The following is a 17,078-nucleotide window of genomic DNA, read 5'->3' on the forward strand; positions in this document are numbered from 1 at the left end:
TTTTAATCCTGATACCTGATACTCACTACTTGATACTAATAAATAACAAAATACAAAAGTGATGATTAAGTCTTGATACTTGATACTCACGACTTAACATAAACTTAAATCTCATAAAATATGTTCGTACTAAAAAGAGATGGCCGCAAAGAAGCGGTGCAATTTGACAAAATCACAGCCCGCATTCAAAAGTTGTGCTATAGTTTAAATTCAGACCTTGTAGACCCGATTGATGTAGCCAAAAAGGTAATCGAAGGTTTATATGATGGGGTTACTACATCAGAGCTTGATAACCTTGCTGCAGAAACTGCAGCATCGTTAACTACAAAGCACCCTGATTATGCACTGCTGGCATCGCGTATAGCGGTTTCGAACCTGCATAAAAACACCACTAAATCATTCTCGGGTACGATGAAAATGTTGTACGAATATTTCGACCCGAAAGCGCAGAAAGCAGCACCACTTATTGCTGATGATGTTTATGAGATTATAGAAAAAAACAAGGATATTTTAGATAGTTCTATCATTTACGACCGCGATTTCGGTTTCGATTATTTCGGGTTTAAAACGTTAGAAAAATCTTACCTTTTAAAAGTTAACGGTCAGATTGTAGAGCGCCCGCAACATTTGTTTATGCGTGTTTCTGTTGGTATCCACAAAGAAGATATCGAAAGTGCCATCAAAACCTATAACTTAATGAGCGAGCGTTGGTTTACACATGCTACACCAACTTTGTTCAATGCCGCTACACCAAAACCTCAAATGTCGTCATGTTTCTTGTTAACCATGCAGGATGACAGTATTGAAGGTATTTACGATACCTTAAAGCAAACCGCTAAAATTTCGCAAAGTGCTGGTGGTATTGGTTTAAGCATCCATAACATCCGCGCAACAGGATCATACATTGGTGGTACAAACGGTACAAGTAACGGTATTATCCCTATGTTACGTGTATTTAACGATACTGCCCGTTATGTAGATCAGGGTGGAGGTAAACGTAAAGGTGCTTTCGCAATCTATCTAGAGCCTTGGCATGCTGATGTTTTCGAATTCTTAGACTTACGTAAAAACCACGGTAAAGAAGAAATGCGTGCGCGCGATTTGTTCTATGCCCTTTGGATTAACGATTTGTTTATGCAACGTGTTAAAGATAATGGTGAATGGACGTTATTCTGCCCGCACGAAGCACCAGGTTTAGCAGATTGTTTCGGTAAGGAATTCGAAGATTTATATACTAAATATGAAGCTGAAAACCGTGGTCGTAAAACCATTAAAGCTCAGGAACTCTGGTTTGCAATTTTGGATTCGCAGATCGAAACCGGTACACCTTACATGTTGTTTAAAGATGCTGCTAACAGTAAATCTAATCAGCAGAATTTAGGAACCATTAAAAGTTCTAACCTATGTACCGAAATTATCGAGTACACTTCTAAAGATGAAGTTGCCGTTTGTAACTTAGCTTCTTTGGCATTGCCTCGTTTCGTAATTAACGGTGCTTTCGATCACCAAAAATTATACGATGTAACTTATCAGGCTACTTTAAACCTGAACAAAATCATCGATCATAACTATTATCCTGTACAGGAAGCAGAAAATTCAAACATGCGTCACCGTCCCGTTGGTTTAGGTGTACAAGGTTTGGCTGATGCCTTTATCTTAATGCGTTTACCTTTCGAAAGTGATGAGGCTAAACGGTTAAATAAAGACATTTTCGAAACGATTTATTTCGCTTCAATGACGGCTTCACACGATTTAGCTGTGAAAAATGGTCCTTACCAAACTTTTAAAGGTTCTCCGTTATCGAAAGGTAAATTCCAGTTCGATTTATGGAATGTAACACCAGATAGTGGCCGTTGGGATTGGGATGCATTACGCAAAAAAGTAGTTAAAGATGGTGTGTACAACTCATTATTGGTTGCACCAATGCCAACTGCCTCTACTTCGCAGATTTTGGGTAACAACGAATGTTTCGAGCCATATACTTCAAACATTTACACCCGTCGTGTATTAAGTGGAGAGTTCGTGGTGGTAAATAAACATTTGTTGAAAGATTTGGTAGCATTAGGTTTATGGAACAATGATATGAAAAACCAGATCATATTGGCTAACGGTTCAATCCAGGCTATTGATACGATTCCTGATTACATTAAAGAATTGTACAAAACCGTTTGGGAAATCAAGATGCGTAACATCATCGATATGGCTGCCGACCGCGGTGCTTATATCTGTCAATCGCAATCGTTAAACTTGTTCGTAAATGCACCAAATACATCAAAATTAACTTCAATGCACTTCTATGCATGGGAGAAAGGTTTAAAAACCGGTATGTATTACCTGCGTACACAAGCAGCTTCGCAAGCGGTTAAATTTACAGTAGAAAACCAAGGTGGTAAAGCAATTGAAGCCGTTATTCCTGCTGAAATGACACAAGATCAGGTGGCAGAAGAAATCGTTGACGGACCAGTTTGTTCAATGGAAGAAGGCTGTATCAGCTGCTCTGGATAAACTCCTAAATCCCCTAAAGGGGGCTTTTAAGAATCTAATAATATCGTAAGGTTTTGGGCAAACGCTCAAAACCTTATTTTTTGTCCTTACTTTTGTATCATAATAGGTTAAACCTTACCCCTTATGCCTTCAACCTTGAAACATAGCAAACACGAAATCATTCCTTGCGAGCGATGTAACAGTGCTATTGAGTGCAAGGCAAATTCATATACCAAATGCCAGTGCAGTGTGGTGCAGCTTAGTATTAACGAAGTACAGTACATCTCCGAACTGTATGATGGCTGCCTCTGTGCAAAATGCCTGTTCGAATTACAGCAGGAATATAGGGAAGAGATTGGCGTGTAACAATTGTGATTTTCGTGCCTTTTTATTTAAAATCATTTGAAAAGCAGGTTCCTCCCGCTTTTCCTTCTGCCGATTAGAAGAAATCGGGCATTCGTCCAATCGGGTTTAGTTAACCTGGGTTCTGCTCTTTTTTGGGAACACATTTATTTCAGGTCGCTTATATTAAATAAATCACTAAAATTGATTTATTGGTGTATCTCAATTCGGACAGTTGTATAGGTCTTAAAAAGGACATATTTTTCTTATTAATTGTAATTTATACAATTAAAATTCCTACAGGTATCAATCAAAACCTAAACGGTTAGTTTTTGGCCTTTATAAGCGTTCAGTCAGGGTATTCTCCAAAATGTCATCTGTAGGTGGAATTTCGCTTTTGCTAGATCCTAAGTCATTTTTGAGGCCTTAAATTCAATAAAAAATAGTTTAAAAATAAGTGTTAAAAATGGTAACAAAGCACGCCGTTTGATATCTATATCGTGCTTGATAAATGGTTTATCAGGTTAAAAAAATAGAAAAATACAAAACATTATGGAAGCGCTCATTTCTAATTACTGGTGGGTTTTAGTGGCACTGTTGTGCATCGTTTTATACAAATATATTTTACGTTTCTTATTCGGGATGGTCATCGTACCTGAAGACAGAATCGGCTTGATTACCAAAAAATTCGTGCTCTTCGGTTCAGACCGGGAGCTGCCCGATGGGCGCATTATTGCGGTTAAAGGAGAAGCCGGTTTCCAGGGAAAAACACTGGCGCCAGGATTGTACTTCGGAATGTGGTTCTGGCAGTACAGCGTAACGATGGAACAGTTTACCATCATTCCTGAAGGAAAAATCGGACTGATTATGGCCAAAGATGGTTCGGAAATCCCAACGGGAAATATCCTCGGGCAGCGGGTAGAATCTGATAATTTTCAGGATGCCGTGAAATTTCTTGATAATGGTGGTCAGCGAGGCCGGCAAACCTCTTATATTACGTCAGGTTCCTATCGTATCAATACGATGTTATTCCAGGTTTCGGTTACCGAAATGATCCGCATTCAGGAAAGCATGGTGGGCATTGTAACCACTCTGGACGGTTTACCGATAGAGGCCAATCAGATTGCGGGCAAGCTTGTTGATGGCCACAACAATTTTCAGGATTTTGATGCCTTTATAAAACAAGGCGGTAACCGTGGGTTGCAGCCTCAGGTAATCCTGGCAGGATCTTACAACCTTAATCCATGGGCAATCCAGTTGGAGGAAATCCCTATGACCGAAATTGCAATCGGTTATGTTGGCGTCGTGATCTCATTTATTGGTACCGATGGAAATGACTTAACTGGTGCTGATTTTAAACATGGCAACATTGTTGGTAAAGGCTCGAAAGGCGTTTGGTTAGAGCCACTTGGTCCTGGTAAATATCCGATTAACAAATACATTATGAAGGTAGAGTTGGTACCCACAACCAATTTGGTGTTAAACTGGGCATCTGCACGGAGTGAGGCGCATAATCTGGACAAAAACCTCTCAACCATTACCGTACGTTCTAAAGATGGTTTCCCTTTCAATTTGGATGTAGCGCAGATTATCCACGTACCTACTACAGAAGCACCAAAAGTAATTGCCCGTTTCGGTAATATGGTTAACCTGGTTTCGCAGGTTTTAGAACCCACAATTGGTAACTATTTCCGTAACTCGGCGCAGGGAAGTGATGTGATTGCTTTCTTGAGTACACGTAAAGAGCGTCAGGAATCGGCAAAGGAACATATCCGTAAAGTGCTTGATGAATATAATGTAAATGCGGTTGATACATTGATCGGTGACATTGTTCCGCCAGAATCGTTAATGAAAACCTTAACCGACCGTAAAATTGCAGAAGAGCAAAAAGTTACTTACGAAACCCAGAAACAGGCACAGGAAACCCGCCAGGGGATGGAGAAAGAAACTGCCATCGCAGATATGCAGAAAGATATTGTGAAAGCACAACAAAGCGTAGAGATTGCTGAGCGTACTGCTAGTGCAACGGTAAAAAAATCGGAAGGTGATGCCGCTGGTGTAAAACTTGCTGTAGGAGCAGAGGCAGAGGCCACTAAAATGAGGGCACATGCCGAAGCTGAAGCCACCAAAGCAAGGGCTCAAGCCGATTCGGAAGCGATTAAGTTAAGGGCATCGGCAGAGGCCGAACAGATTTCCTTAACTGGTAGTGCCGAAGCAGGTAAAATTTTAGCTGTAGGTAAATCAACCGCCGAAGCTTACGAGCTTGCTGTGAAAGCTTTGGGTGGCGAAAACTTTACCCGTTACAAAATTACTGAAGAATTATCAAAAGGTAATGTGAAACTGATCCCTGATGTACTGATTGGCGGTAATGGTGGTAATCATGGAGGATCAGCTATGGATGGCTTATTAGGCTTAAAACTGATGGAATTAATGGATCCTCAGGCACGTAAAGAAGTGGTAGCGGTTGCAGAAATTGTAGAAACTAAAGCTAAACCTAAAAAGGATAATATCAACCCTTAATTTGGTTAATCAGATTGGAAAGCCTCGATGAAAATCGGGGCTTTTTCTTTTTATTAGTTAATGATCCTGGTTGGTGCTTTGTCGGTTGGTGGGTTAACGTTAATAGTTGCAATAACCATGCTATCTAAACGGGATAGAAATGGCAGCCTCCGATTTAAGCACTTATCTTTATTGTTTTATGGCGTGCTTGCTTGTTTCACAGGTTTCATCGGAGCTATAATGGATAGCCCGACTGACAAACGTTTGAAATGCTGCTTTTGCTTTTCCTATAAATAGAAAAACAATTACATAATTATGCCGTTCTACTTTTAAACAAAATAGTAACTTTGCAACCTAATTTAGAATGACTGAATTTTTAATGATTGAATGATGTGAAATTCACTCATTCTACCATTCTCTCATCCAATAATTTTAAGAAATGAAGAAAGTAAAAGTTGGCTTAGTGCAAATGAGTTGTACTAAAGATAAGCAAGAAAATTTAGATAAAGCGATTGCGAAAGTAAGGGAAGCAGCTGCAAAAGGTGCGCAGATTGTGTGCTTGCAGGAGCTTTTTACTTCTTTATATTTCTGCGATGTTGAAGATTACGACAATTTTGACCTGGCAGAAGCTATTCCTGGTCCTTCTACAGATGCTTTGCAGGTTGTAGCTAAAGAATTGGGTGTGGTAATTATCGCTTCATTGTTTGAGAAACGTGCCGAAGGTTTGTATCACAATACCACCGCTGTTTTAGATGCTGATGGTTCATATTTAGGTAAATACCGTAAAATGCATATTCCTGATGATCCTGCTTTCTACGAAAAATTTTACTTTACCCCAGGCGATTTAGGCTATAAGGTTTTCGAAACCAAATTTGCTAAAATCGGTATCCTGATCTGTTGGGATCAATGGTATCCTGAAGCTTCGCGTATTACAGCCTTAATGGGTGCCGATATCATGTTCTATCCAACTGCAATTGGCTGGGCTACTGATCAGGATGAAGAAACGAATCAAGATCAATACAATGCCTGGCAAACCATTCAACGCTCACATGCAGTGGCGAATGGAGTACCGGTGGTGAGTGTAAACCGCGTTGGTTTTGAGCAAGATGGCGCTATGAAATTCTGGGGCGGAAGTTTTGCTACGAACGCACAGGGCAAATTGCTTTACTTAGGATCGCACGATTTAGAGGAAACTGAAGTAGTTGAACTGGATCTATCAGAATCTGATTTCTTCCGTAAACACTGGCCTTTTTTAAGAGATAGAAGAATCGATTCTTACCAACCGATTACAAAAAGATATATTGATGGGGATTAAGCGGAAAGGGTAAAGACCAAAGCTTAAAGCGAAAAACTATGGATGATAGTTTAATTTTATTAATAGATCTCTCCATTGCGCTGCGCTTCATCCGATAGCTATCGGATCGAGATGACGACCATCCAAATCCATGGTTCGTGTCCTCACGGACCATTTATTTATAAATTAAAATTAGATGTCAAATTTTCCTCCTAAAAAAGATTTAAATATCAATCAATTTGATTATTCCCCGAAGAAGCAAGGTTATGCTTTTCCTGCCGAGTGGGCTAAACATGAGGCAACCTGGTTAAGCTGGCCCCATAAAGAAGCCTCTTGGCCAGATAAAATCGAGACTATTTACGAACCATATTGCCAATTTATCAAAGCTGTTGCCGAAGGCGAGAAAGTGCGTATTAATGTTAAGGATGAAGAAATGAAAGCTTTTGCTGTTTCTGAATTAACGAAAGTAGAAGTTGATTTAAATCAGGTTGAATTTTATTTCAATGAAACCAATGATGCCTGGTGCCGCGATCACGGTCCAGCATTTTTGCTAAAAGGAAATGAAAAGGCTATTATAGATTGGGGTTACAATGCCTGGGGTGGAAAATATCCTCCATTTGACCTGGATGATGTAATTCCGACGAAGATTGCCAAACATTTTAATCTCCCTTTATTTACGCCAGATATTGTAATGGAAGGTGGTTCGGTAGAGTTTAACGGCGCAGGTACGGTTCTAACCACCACAGCTTGTTTGTTGAATGAAAACCGCAATCCGCATTTAACCAAAGAGCAGATCGAAAAGTATTTGCTTGAATATTATGGACAGGATCAGGTTTTATGGTTGGGCGATGGGATTGTAGGTGATGATACCGATGGCCATATTGATGATATTACACGATTTGTGAACGAGGATACGGTTTTAACGGTTGTAGAAAGCAATCCGCTTGATGAAAATTATATCTTATTACAAGAGAATCTGGAGGCCTTAAAAGCCATGAAGCTGAAAGATGGCAGACCATTGAACATTGTTGAATTGCCGATGCCATCACCAGTAATTTATGATGATACACGTTTGCCTGCATCTTATGCGAACTTTTACATTGCTAATGCTGCGGTAATTGTGCCAATTTTTGATGATGTAAATGACCAGAAAGCTTTAGATATTATCCAGGGCTGTTTCCCTGATCGCAAAGTGATTGGAATCAACTCAGTCGATATTATTTGGGGATTGGGAAGTTTTCATTGTTTAAGTCAACAGGAACCGGCGTTATAATTTATTGATATGAAACTGAGCAGAATAATTTTATTTGGTAATGATATTGGTGCCCTAAAGGTCTTTTATCAGTCCGTTTTTAATTTTTCGTTAATAGAAGAAATTGAAAACGAGTGGCTGGTTTTCAACGCGGGAGTCATCGAAATTGCTTTTCATCGGATTGGGGAATCATTCAGAAATGAGGATTCTTTTCGTGCAGAAAGTAATGTGAAACTAGTTTTTAGTATTGAAGAAGATATTGAAGAGCTTCGAAAACGACTTATAGAAAGAGGTGCAAAAATGAAAGATATCAAATCTTTTGAAGGCATTGATTTTCTTTTTTGCGATGGGGAGGACATAGAGGGGAACATTTTTCAGCTTAGCCAGAAAAAAGCATAATCTTTTGTTGCTATAAATTATAACTTTACAACATTAAAATATTTCAACTTTACAACATTTCATAATGAAATTATTAGAAGGAAAAACAGCATTAATTACAGGCGCATCTAAAGGAATCGGCCGGAAAATAGCAGAGAAATTTGCCGAGCAGGGCGCTAATGTAGCTTTTACATATTTATCATCAGTAGAAAAAGGTGAGGCTTTAGAGCAGGAATTACAAAGCTTCGGAACAAAGATTAAAGGTTACCGTTCTGATGCTTCTAAATTTGCTGAAGCAGAACAGTTAATCAATGATATCGTAGCTGAGTTTGGAACTATTGATATCGTAGTGAATAATGCGGGCATTACTAAAGATGGTTTATTGATGCGCATGAGTGAAGAAAACTGGGATGACGTGATTAATATCAACTTAAAATCAATCTTCAACGTAACCAAGGCAGCTTCTAAAATAATGATGAAAGCCCGTAAAGGCGTTTTTATCAATATGGGTTCCATTGTGGGCACTACGGGTAATGCTGGTCAGGCCAATTATGCTGCTTCTAAAGCAGGAATCATCGGTTTTACCAAATCAATCGCAAAAGAATTAGGTTCGAGAAATATCCGGGCCAACGTGGTTGCACCAGGTTTTATCCGTACCGAAATGACAGATATTCTTGATCCGAAAGTAGTTGAAGGATGGGAAAAAGATATTCCGTTAAAACGTGCCGGTGAGACTGAAGATATTGCCAATGTTTGTGTGTTCCTAGCCTCAGATATGAGCGCTTACGTGACCGGACAAACCTTGTCTGTTTGCGGTGGGATGCTGTAATTAAGCAAAAAGCTTAAAGACCAAAGATAAAAGCGAAAATCTGCCAGTAACTGAGTTTTCTGGCAGATTTTTTTATTTAAGATAACCATGACCCTAAGTAAAATAATTCTGATTAGTGCCTGTACTTTGATTGTAATACTCGGTATTACCGCCGCATTCAATAGTGTAGCCGATGGTAATAATGTGATTGGTTTCCCTTTTGTTTTTTATGAATATTTAGGCGGAAAGCGGTTTCCTGAACCTACTACACGCCATTGGTTCAATTTCTTTGCTTGTGCTATTGATGTCATACTTCTTTTTTGGGTTCCTTTTACCGGTTTGCTTTTTTATCAAAGAAAACAGACTGCTAAAAAGAAATAGCGATTATTGGAAGGTTGCAAGGTTTTGCGAGCAGAACATTGCACCTTTTCAACCTTTTAACTTTTCAACTATTTTACAACATATTTCCCTTTAACCTCACTAACTTTCGGTTGCGTTTTATTCTTTTCGAAAGCTAAATACCCGGCTTGTAACGATTTCCAAAAGTTTGCCTGCATTGGGAATTGAGTACTATGTTTCTTCATATTTCCGTCTGTCATTTTGAAAGGATAGAGGTTAACAGGAATCCTTTCCTGACCCGCATTTCTGGCTTCAACACCCAATACATACACTTCTTTAATTTTTTCGTCGGTTAAAGGAATACAGCCTACGGTTACACAATTGCCATGGATATAAATATCACTTCCAGGTTTTCTATCCTTTCCGGTTCTTACATAATCAACTGTATTTGGATAGTTTACACCCAGTGATAGGTGGAAATTACTCATCGGGTTAAAAACATTAATGTAATAAAAACCTTCTGGTGTTTGTCCATCTCCTTCAATCACTTTTGGGCCAATGGTGCCAGAATGCGCACAAAAATCGTAAGTTCTGAATAAAGAATAGGTTTTAGCCGAATTATTCTTTAACCACACCTCAAGTTTGCCTTCAGTTTTATAAGCATTAATCACCATGGAGAATTTATCTCCATAACCACCCGCCTGAACAAATTTTCTCAATGTTTCCCATTTTTCGCTATACGCTTTTTCTACTCTTTCAAATTTAATTTGAGTGGCTTTAAAATTATTTTGGGCATTCACCATAAGGCTTAGAGATAGCAGAAATGTTAAACAGATTAATTTCATAAGGATTGATTTTGTTAAAACTAACGAATTTATCTTTTTTAACCGCAAAGGCCACTGAGATTTCCTTATTACGATGGCGCAAAGGTCGCTAAGCTTAAAAAATGAAGGGTGCACATTATCTTTGCGATACTTTGCGTAAATTCTTTGCGCACTTTGCGGTTATAACCTTGAAAATTTCCTCAAAATTACCATCTTTATGAATTATGAACAGTTTTTTTTCGGGTACATCTATTTTGTTTTTTCTCGGTTGCCTGGCTTTAGGCACGCTGTATGCCTGGTTGTTGTATCGTGGTAACAAAAATCTGGATAAAAAACTTCAATATGGCTTAACAGCATTGCGGATTGTAGTGGTTACCACTATTGCATGGTTAATATTTGCTCCGCTCATTAAAACCTTAAATTATACTTTAGATAAGCCTGTAATCATCATCGGACAAGATAATTCTCTTTCTGTTGGTCAGGTTAAAGCAGCAGGTTTCGACCAAAAATTATACGAACAGCATCTTAAAGCTTTAAAAGATAAATTATCAGACAAATACGAGGTGAAAACGCTTCACTTTGGCGATCAGGTTGCAGATGGTTTCGATTTTAAAAATCAGGGTAAATTAACCGATGCCTCTGCTTTTTTTCAAAAAGTTAGGGATGAATATACCAACAGAAATGTTGGTGCGATAATTTTAGCCACTGATGGTATTTTTAACCATGGTGGAAATCCGCTATACAGCATCAATCAGATCAATGCGCCGGTTTATACCATTGCCTTGGGAGATAGTATCCCGAAGCGTGATATCTTGATTTCGAATGTGAATTACAATAACATTGTATACCTGGATGATGATTTCACGATCGAAGTTCAGGTGCAGGCTTTTCAAAGCGATGGCGAAAATACGCCTTTAACTGTTAGTCAGAATGGAGCAAAGATTGAACAGCAAAACATATCGATTAGTGGCAATTCTTTTGTTAAAACGGTTCCTGTTAAAATCCATGCAGGTAAAATCGGCGTTCAGAAATACACTGTTCAATTGGGTGCGTTAAAAAATGAAATCACTACACGAAATAATGTTCAGACTTTTTATGTGGAGGTAATTGACGGCAGGCAGAAAGTATTACTGGCTGCAGTTGCACCACACCCAGATTTAGGGGTGTTAAAAGAAGCTATTTCACTCAATAAACATTACGAAGCTAAACTTGCCCTGGCCGATGATTTAAACGCAATAGATCCATCCAAATTCGATTTAATTGTTTTGTATCAGTTGCCCGATGTTCAAAATATTTCATCAGTATTTTTAAAGAAGTTGGCCGGTTTGAAGAAGCCTGTCTGGTACATTTTGGGCGCTCAGAGCAATATTAATGCCTTCAACCAGATCCAGAATCAGGTGAATCTGAGTTCAGCCAATGGTTCTGTTCAGGAGGTATATGCTGATTTTGCCAGTGGTTTTACCAGTTTTAATCTCACGGAAGAAGATAAAAAACAGTTTTCGGCTTTCGATCCGCTGCTTGGTCCGTTTGGAAGGCTGACCATAAACGCAGGCGCAACACCCGTTTTCAATCAGCGTATTGGCAAAGTGAGTACCCAGCAACCATTATTATTGTTCTTTGCAAATGAAAATGGCTTAAAGGCAGGTTATCTGATGGGAGAGGGGCTATGGCGCTGGAAACTTTCAGAGGCTGAAAATGAAAGTAATCAATCTGTTTTAAATGACCTGATTTCAAAAACGGTTCAATACCTCTCGGTTAAGGATGATAAGCGAAGGTTTAAGGTATTTCCTTCAAAGTCTGCTTATGATGAAAATGAAGCCATCCAGTTTAACGGCACGCTTTATAACGATAGCTACCAACCTGTAAATGAGCCGGAAGTTAAACTTCTGGTCAAAAATGAAGCCGGAAAAGTATTTAACTATATCTTCTCTAAAACAGAAAATGGCTATCAGTTAGATGCAGGAACCATGGCCGCTGGCAATTATTCCTACCTGGCTAATGCAGAACTGGGAGGAAAGAAATTCACCGCTTCGGGCAGTTTCTATGTAAATGCACTGATTGCAGAATACCAACAGACAACTGCCAATCACCAGCTTTTAAATACGATGTCTAAACAAAGCAATGGCAAGTTGTTTATGCCCGAAAACCTGCTTAAAATAGCTGACGAGATTGCTAAAAACGAGAACATTAAAACCATCAGTTACGAAGATCGCAAGTACGATGAACTAATTAGTATGAAATGGTTATTTGGCTTAGTGCTGATCTTATTGAGTACAGAGTGGTTTTTAAGGAAAAGGAACGGAGAGCTTTAGTTGATGTAAAATGTGGTGATGTAAGATGGATGATGTCGCCAATTTCCCCCCTCTTTCATCATCCCTCTTCCATTTTACCTCTTAGTGCCATTCATCCCTATAAACAAACTTTGGCATGTGCCATTCAAAGCGGATAGAAAGTAACCTTAACGTTAATCCAACAATAGCAGCTAGAATGGTAGCCAGCATTTCGCTTCCGTGAAAATGTTCTATGCCGATATAAACTGCACCGGTAACTATCGCTGCACTCGCATAAATTTCTTTTCTAAAAAGGAATGGTACTTCGTTACAAAGTACATCACGAAGTACCCCACCGGCACAACCGGTAATCATTCCGCTAAAAAGTACAATTAAATAAGGCAAATGGATTTGCTGCGCTACCTGACAACCAATGATAGTAAAGACCACTAAACCCAAAGCATCAAGGTAAAGAAAAAGCTTTTTGAGTTTAGTCATTAGAGAGGCGATAAATGCCGCCAATAAAGCCGCTACCGCCGTAATCACTAAATATTCCGGATGTTCTACCCAGCTCATTGGGTAATGGCCAAATAATACATTTCTAACCGTTCCACCGCCTAATGCCGTAACCCAGGCAATAATACAAACACCAACCCAGTCCATATCACGTCTGCCAGCAGATAGTGCTGCAGTCATGGCTTCGGCAGTTATGGCGATGATGTAAAGAATGTGGAGCATTAGAAGGGTTAATTGTATAAGTTGTTTAAACTAGTTAACCGTAACTTGAATTGTTGAATGGCTAAATTGTTAACTGCAAATTGCCAGCTGAAAACTGCAAACAGAAAACTAATCCTTTTTCTCTTCCCGGATAATTACGAAAACATCTTCATTGTCTTTTTTCATGAAGTATTTTTCGCGGGCAAATTTTTCAGCTGTATTCAGGTTGGTATTCAGTTCATTCAGATCTTTTTTAACCTGGGCGGTTTCTTTCTCGAAATATTCTTTTTCTTCCTGCAGTTTATTGGCCTGACTACGGTACTCGTACTGCGACATCATATCGTTTTTGTCGAAAAATAGCATCCACATTGCAAAAGCGACAGTAGCAAGGAAATATTTATTGCGGAAAAGATCTATTAAACGTTTCATAGTATGAGATATGAGTATTGAGATATGTGATTTGAGATAATGCACATAACTCAGAACAAATATAGTATTAAAATAAAAACATCCGAAGATTTAAAATCTCCGGATGTTTTACAAATAAGTTTTTCAACTTGTTAACACCTCAAATCCCTAAAGGGGCTTTTCGGCATTATCCTTAGTCCCCTTTAGGGGATTTAGGGGTTTATTTCTTAGCGTATTTGAATTTTGAACCGATGAAACGTGCGTTTTCACCCAATTCTTCTTCAATACGTAATAATTGATTGTATTTTGCAATCCTGTCTGAACGCGATGCAGAACCAGTTTTAATCTGTCCGCAGTTTAATGCAACAGCTAAATCAGCGATGGTAACATCTTCAGTTTCACCAGAACGGTGACTCATTACCGAAGTATAACCACTATTTTGCGCTAAAGTTACGGCATTGATGGTTTCAGTTAAAGAACCGATCTGGTTTACTTTTACCAGGATTGAGTTAGCAGTAGCCTCATCAATACCACGTTGTAAACGCGTAACGTTGGTTACAAATAAATCATCACCTACCAATTGAACATGGTCGCCGATTTTATCGGTTAAGCTTTTCCAGCCAGTCCAGTCGTTTTCGTCCATACCATCTTCGATAGAGATAATTGGATATTTTACAGAAAGGTCAGCTAAATATTGAGCTTGCTCTTCGCTTGAACGAATTACACCAGTAGCACCTTCAAATTTAGTATAATCATATTTACCATCTTTGTAGAACTCAGATGATGCACAATCTAAAGCTAAACAGATCTGCGAACCTGGTTTGTAACCTGCAGTTTCAATTGCTTTTAATACCGTTTCAATTGCATCTTCAGTACCGTCGAAAGTTGGTGCAAAACCACCTTCATCACCTACTGCAGTAGACAAACCTCTATCATGAAGAATTTTTTTCAAGCTATGGAACACTTCAGTTCCCCAACGTAAAGCCTCAGAGAAAGAAGGAGCGCCAACTGGCATAATCATAAATTCCTGGAAAGCGATAGGCGCATCAGAGTGAGAACCTCCGTTAATGATGTTCATCATCGGAATTGGTAAGGTGTTTGCATTAACACCACCAATGTAACGGTATAATGGTTGACCGATTTCATCAGCAGCAGCTTTAGCAGCAGCCAAAGAAACACCTAAAATAGCATTAGCACCTAAGTTACCTTTGTTTTCGGTACCATCCAGGTCTAACATAATTTTGTCTATTGTATTTTGCTCAAAAACATCAATACCTCTTAATGCATCAGCAATTTTAGTATTTACATTTTCTACAGCTTTTAAAACTCCTTTACCTAAATATGTAGATTTATCACCATCACGTAATTCAACAGCCTCATATTGTCCAGTAGATGCGCCGCTTGGTACAGCTGCACGGCCAAAAGCGCCTGCCTCTGTTACTACTTCTACTTCTACTGTTGGATTGCCTCTCGAATCGAGAATCTGTCTGGCATGGACATTAACGATTATGCTCATTTTTATTTGATTTTTTATTGATTTTTTAACCTGCTTAGTGTATAAAGTACAATTACTAAGCGCAACATCAAAGTTAGTATAATTTTTAAATAAATAAAGCGTTTTGGGGCTTAATGTTACGATAGTTGTTTGAGTTAACCGATGGTTAATTTTAAGTTAATATTGGTTGAAACTTATGTTTAAGTTGACAGCTCAATTGAGGATAAGAATATTCATATTAATTTGAAAAGCAGTTGCAACAGTACTTCGGTTGGGGCTGGTCCCGCTTTCCATTACAAGTCCTCGCTGCGCTTTGGGCTTTCCATTACAATCGGGTTTAAATTACTTAGGTTCGGTAATTTATAGGAAAACTATGCCTCAAAGGTGCTGTCAAAAAAAAAGCCGTTAAATAAATTTTAACAGCTTTTTGTATCTATCGGTCGGTGTCTCACCGACCGAAATAGAATCTATTTATTTTTTAGCTTCAGCCAAAAGTTCAGAATTGAGGCGTACATATTCATCAACCTTTTGAACTGTTGCAACTTCTATGCCTTGTTGTGCAGTAGTTGCTGCGCCGGTTTTATCACCCATTTTCAATTGGATACGGCCTTTCCATAGTTTAAACCAGGGTGCTTTTGGATCTGATTTTTCTGCTTCCGTCATCCATTCTAAAGCTTGTTTTAAATCTTTTCCATGTTGAAAATAATATTGTGCAGCCGCAAAATATGGTTTCTTTTCACCTTTCATCGCTTCAGCAATATTGGACATTACTTTTTCATCAATAGAAGTTGTGATATTAACGCCATATGCACTGTTCTCCCACATCATGTTTAGAGTTGTAGAAGTTTCGCTAACAGCAGAGAATTGCATGGTTAAAGTTTCTACTTTATCCTTTAAAGCTATAGTTTTTACTTTTACACGAAGCACATCATCACTTTCCTTATATTCATACGCTCCCCATTGATCCGCAATTTTGTTGAAAATAATGGTCCACTCGTTTTTACCAGGAATACTGAACAGGCCATATTCACCAGCCGGTAAATCTTTACCTTCAATTTTAACGGCATCAGTAAATTTAATGCGTGTTGCTGCATTTGCACCGTTGCGCCAAACTGCGCCCATAGGCTCCATACCGCCAAAAATTTTGCGGCCTTTAACATTGGGACGAGAATAGCTTAAAGTTATTTTGCCTAATCCAAAATCCTGGATGATGGTTTGGCCACTACTGGCTTGTGGAAATTTTACTTCCTGGGCACCTGCAAAATCTGCTGCACCCAAAAGTGCTACAAACAGCACTATTGATTTGATCGATAATTTCATTGCTTTGTTGTTTTTGGTTTGTGCGAATTTACGCAATAAGCTCCGGGTTTAACAAAAGTTTTAATGCTGCAGTTGGCTGAGTTGGTTTTTTCTAAATCCAAAAATCAGCTCATCAAAATATTCTCCGTTTTTAAAAATGGTACCTTTTAATTCTGCCTCGAAAATAAAGCCCGATTTCTTTAAAACCTGTTGCGAAGCCAGGTTGGTATGTGTTGTCCTTGCGAAAATTCTTTCAATATCGAAGGTATCAAAACCGTATTTCAACATTTCTTTCACGGCAAGCGCAACAATGCCTTTGCCCCAATGTTCCTCACCAATCCAATAACCCATTTCTGCACTTTTACTATAAATATCAGCCAGTTGATGCACACCTATCGATCCAATTACTTCACCGTTTAATACAATGGCTTTGATCTGTAGCGGGGAGTGACTTAAAGCCAACTGGATAAAAGCCTCTCCATCTTTTTTCTCATATGGGAAAGGGAATTTATTGGTCAGGTATTTAGAGATGTTAAAATTATTGGCGTGTTTAGCCAGATTTTCGATATCACTTGGTTGGTAAGGGCGTAAAATTAATTGCATTAGTTTAAAATTTTGTCGGGATGAGATAAGGCTGTAACTTTTTAATAAACATGAAGTCAGAAATGA

Annotated in this window: 15 protein-coding genes; 9 read left to right on the plus strand and 6 right to left on the minus strand. The window is 38.7% G+C overall.

What is annotated here, in order from left to right; translation table 11 throughout:
- The first annotated feature begins 120 nt into the window (after positions 1 to 120).
- The 8 genes from IM793_RS08665 (at position 121) to IM793_RS08700 (ending at position 9,438) form a co-directional block, all read left to right on the plus strand.
- Complete coding sequence (locus IM793_RS08665) at positions 121 to 2,505, plus strand: ribonucleoside-diphosphate reductase subunit alpha (RefSeq protein WP_193420602.1); 2,385 nt, start codon at positions 121 to 123, stop codon at positions 2,503 to 2,505.
- Positions 2,506 to 2,628: 123 nt separating this feature from the next.
- Entirely contained in the window at positions 2,629 to 2,850 is a 222-nt protein-coding gene (locus IM793_RS08670; protein ID WP_083505315.1) for a cysteine-rich CWC family protein, read from the plus strand.
- A gap of 528 nt (positions 2,851 to 3,378) precedes the next feature.
- Positions 3,379 to 5,346: an SPFH domain-containing protein gene (locus tag IM793_RS08675; RefSeq protein WP_132400563.1), complete on the plus strand. Its 1,968-nt coding sequence runs from the start codon at positions 3,379 to 3,381 to the stop codon at positions 5,344 to 5,346.
- 418 nt (positions 5,347 to 5,764) lie between these two features.
- Positions 5,765 to 6,640, plus strand: a complete 876-nt coding sequence (locus tag IM793_RS08680; protein ID WP_187591473.1) for a carbon-nitrogen hydrolase — start codon at positions 5,765 to 5,767, stop codon at positions 6,638 to 6,640.
- A 175-nt stretch (positions 6,641 to 6,815) separates the two neighbouring features.
- Complete coding sequence (locus tag IM793_RS08685) at positions 6,816 to 7,892, plus strand: agmatine/peptidylarginine deiminase (RefSeq protein ID WP_193420603.1); 1,077 nt, start codon at positions 6,816 to 6,818, stop codon at positions 7,890 to 7,892.
- 9 nt (positions 7,893 to 7,901) lie between these two features.
- Positions 7,902 to 8,270, plus strand: a complete 369-nt coding sequence (locus tag IM793_RS08690; protein ID WP_193420604.1) for a VOC family protein — start codon at positions 7,902 to 7,904, stop codon at positions 8,268 to 8,270.
- 64 nt (positions 8,271 to 8,334) lie between these two features.
- On the plus strand, positions 8,335 to 9,078 hold the full coding sequence (gene fabG / locus IM793_RS08695) for a 3-oxoacyl-[acyl-carrier-protein] reductase (protein WP_121283616.1): 744 nt from the start codon (positions 8,335 to 8,337) through the stop codon (positions 9,076 to 9,078).
- 87 nt (positions 9,079 to 9,165) lie between these two features.
- Complete coding sequence (locus IM793_RS08700; RefSeq protein WP_193420605.1) at positions 9,166 to 9,438, plus strand: hypothetical protein; 273 nt, start codon at positions 9,166 to 9,168, stop codon at positions 9,436 to 9,438.
- 68 nt (positions 9,439 to 9,506) lie between these two features.
- Here IM793_RS08700 and IM793_RS08705 read toward each other — a convergent pair whose 3' ends face one another.
- Positions 9,507 to 10,241, minus strand: a complete 735-nt coding sequence (locus IM793_RS08705) for a murein L,D-transpeptidase family protein (RefSeq protein WP_193420606.1) — start codon at positions 10,239 to 10,241, stop codon at positions 9,507 to 9,509.
- A gap of 203 nt (positions 10,242 to 10,444) precedes the next feature.
- On the opposite strand from IM793_RS08705, the gene IM793_RS08710 reads away from it, so the two are divergent.
- Entirely contained in the window at positions 10,445 to 12,532 is a 2,088-nt protein-coding gene (locus tag IM793_RS08710; protein ID WP_193420607.1) for a hypothetical protein, read from the plus strand.
- 81 nt (positions 12,533 to 12,613) lie between these two features.
- On the opposite strand, the gene IM793_RS08715 is transcribed toward IM793_RS08710, so the two are convergent.
- The 5 genes from IM793_RS08715 to IM793_RS08735 all read right to left on the minus strand — a co-directional run bounded on the left by IM793_RS08715 (position 12,614) and on the right by IM793_RS08735 (position 17,012).
- Positions 12,614 to 13,228 carry a trimeric intracellular cation channel family protein gene (locus IM793_RS08715; RefSeq protein WP_193420608.1) on the minus strand — a complete coding sequence of 205 codons (615 nt, stop codon included), beginning with the start codon at positions 13,226 to 13,228 and terminating at the stop codon, positions 12,614 to 12,616.
- Positions 13,229 to 13,336: 108 nt separating this feature from the next.
- Positions 13,337 to 13,636: a septum formation initiator family protein gene (locus IM793_RS08720; RefSeq protein WP_029286805.1), complete on the minus strand. Its 300-nt coding sequence runs from the start codon at positions 13,634 to 13,636 to the stop codon at positions 13,337 to 13,339.
- 199 nt (positions 13,637 to 13,835) lie between these two features.
- Entirely contained in the window at positions 13,836 to 15,131 is a 1,296-nt protein-coding gene (gene eno, locus IM793_RS08725) for a phosphopyruvate hydratase (RefSeq protein WP_193420609.1), read from the minus strand.
- Positions 15,132 to 15,581: 450 nt separating this feature from the next.
- Positions 15,582 to 16,430 carry a DUF2911 domain-containing protein gene (locus tag IM793_RS08730; RefSeq protein WP_193420610.1) on the minus strand — a complete coding sequence of 283 codons (849 nt, stop codon included), beginning with the start codon at positions 16,428 to 16,430 and terminating at the stop codon, positions 15,582 to 15,584.
- 60 nt (positions 16,431 to 16,490) lie between these two features.
- Positions 16,491 to 17,012 (minus strand): GNAT family N-acetyltransferase, encoded by a 522-nt coding sequence (locus IM793_RS08735; RefSeq protein ID WP_193420611.1) that lies wholly within the window; start codon positions 17,010 to 17,012, stop codon positions 16,491 to 16,493.
- Positions 17,013 to 17,078: the final 66 nt, after the last annotated feature.

The organism is Pedobacter sp. MR2016-19 (assembly GCF_014947265.1).
GTDB lineage: Bacteria > Bacteroidota > Bacteroidia > Sphingobacteriales > Sphingobacteriaceae > Pedobacter.

Excerpts from the sequence above, each read along its gene's own strand:
- IM793_RS08680 (WP_187591473.1), top strand. The coding sequence starts at position 5,765 with ATGAAGAAAGTAAAAGTTGGCTTAGTGCAAATGAGTTGTACTAAAGAT.
- IM793_RS08730 (WP_193420610.1), bottom strand. The coding sequence starts at position 16,430 with ATGAAATTATCGATCAAATCAATAGTGCTGTTTGTAGCACTTTTGGGT.
- fabG (WP_121283616.1), top strand. The coding sequence starts at position 8,335 with ATGAAATTATTAGAAGGAAAAACAGCATTAATTACAGGCGCATCTAAA.
- IM793_RS08700 (WP_193420605.1), top strand. The coding sequence starts at position 9,166 with ATGACCCTAAGTAAAATAATTCTGATTAGTGCCTGTACTTTGATTGTA.
- IM793_RS08670 (WP_083505315.1), top strand. The coding sequence starts at position 2,629 with ATGCCTTCAACCTTGAAACATAGCAAACACGAAATCATTCCTTGCGAG.
- IM793_RS08710 (WP_193420607.1), top strand. The coding sequence starts at position 10,445 with ATGAACAGTTTTTTTTCGGGTACATCTATTTTGTTTTTTCTCGGTTGC.
- IM793_RS08735 (WP_193420611.1), bottom strand. The coding sequence starts at position 17,012 with ATGCAATTAATTTTACGCCCTTACCAACCAAGTGATATCGAAAATCTG.
- IM793_RS08685 (WP_193420603.1), top strand. The coding sequence starts at position 6,816 with ATGTCAAATTTTCCTCCTAAAAAAGATTTAAATATCAATCAATTTGAT.
- IM793_RS08715 (WP_193420608.1), bottom strand. The coding sequence starts at position 13,228 with ATGCTCCACATTCTTTACATCATCGCCATAACTGCCGAAGCCATGACT.
- IM793_RS08675 (WP_132400563.1), top strand. The coding sequence starts at position 3,379 with ATGGAAGCGCTCATTTCTAATTACTGGTGGGTTTTAGTGGCACTGTTG.
- IM793_RS08690 (WP_193420604.1), top strand. The coding sequence starts at position 7,902 with ATGAAACTGAGCAGAATAATTTTATTTGGTAATGATATTGGTGCCCTA.
- eno (WP_193420609.1), bottom strand. The coding sequence starts at position 15,131 with ATGAGCATAATCGTTAATGTCCATGCCAGACAGATTCTCGATTCGAGA.
- IM793_RS08665 (WP_193420602.1), top strand. The coding sequence starts at position 121 with ATGTTCGTACTAAAAAGAGATGGCCGCAAAGAAGCGGTGCAATTTGAC.
- IM793_RS08705 (WP_193420606.1), bottom strand. The coding sequence starts at position 10,241 with ATGAAATTAATCTGTTTAACATTTCTGCTATCTCTAAGCCTTATGGTG.
- IM793_RS08720 (WP_029286805.1), bottom strand. The coding sequence starts at position 13,636 with ATGAAACGTTTAATAGATCTTTTCCGCAATAAATATTTCCTTGCTACT.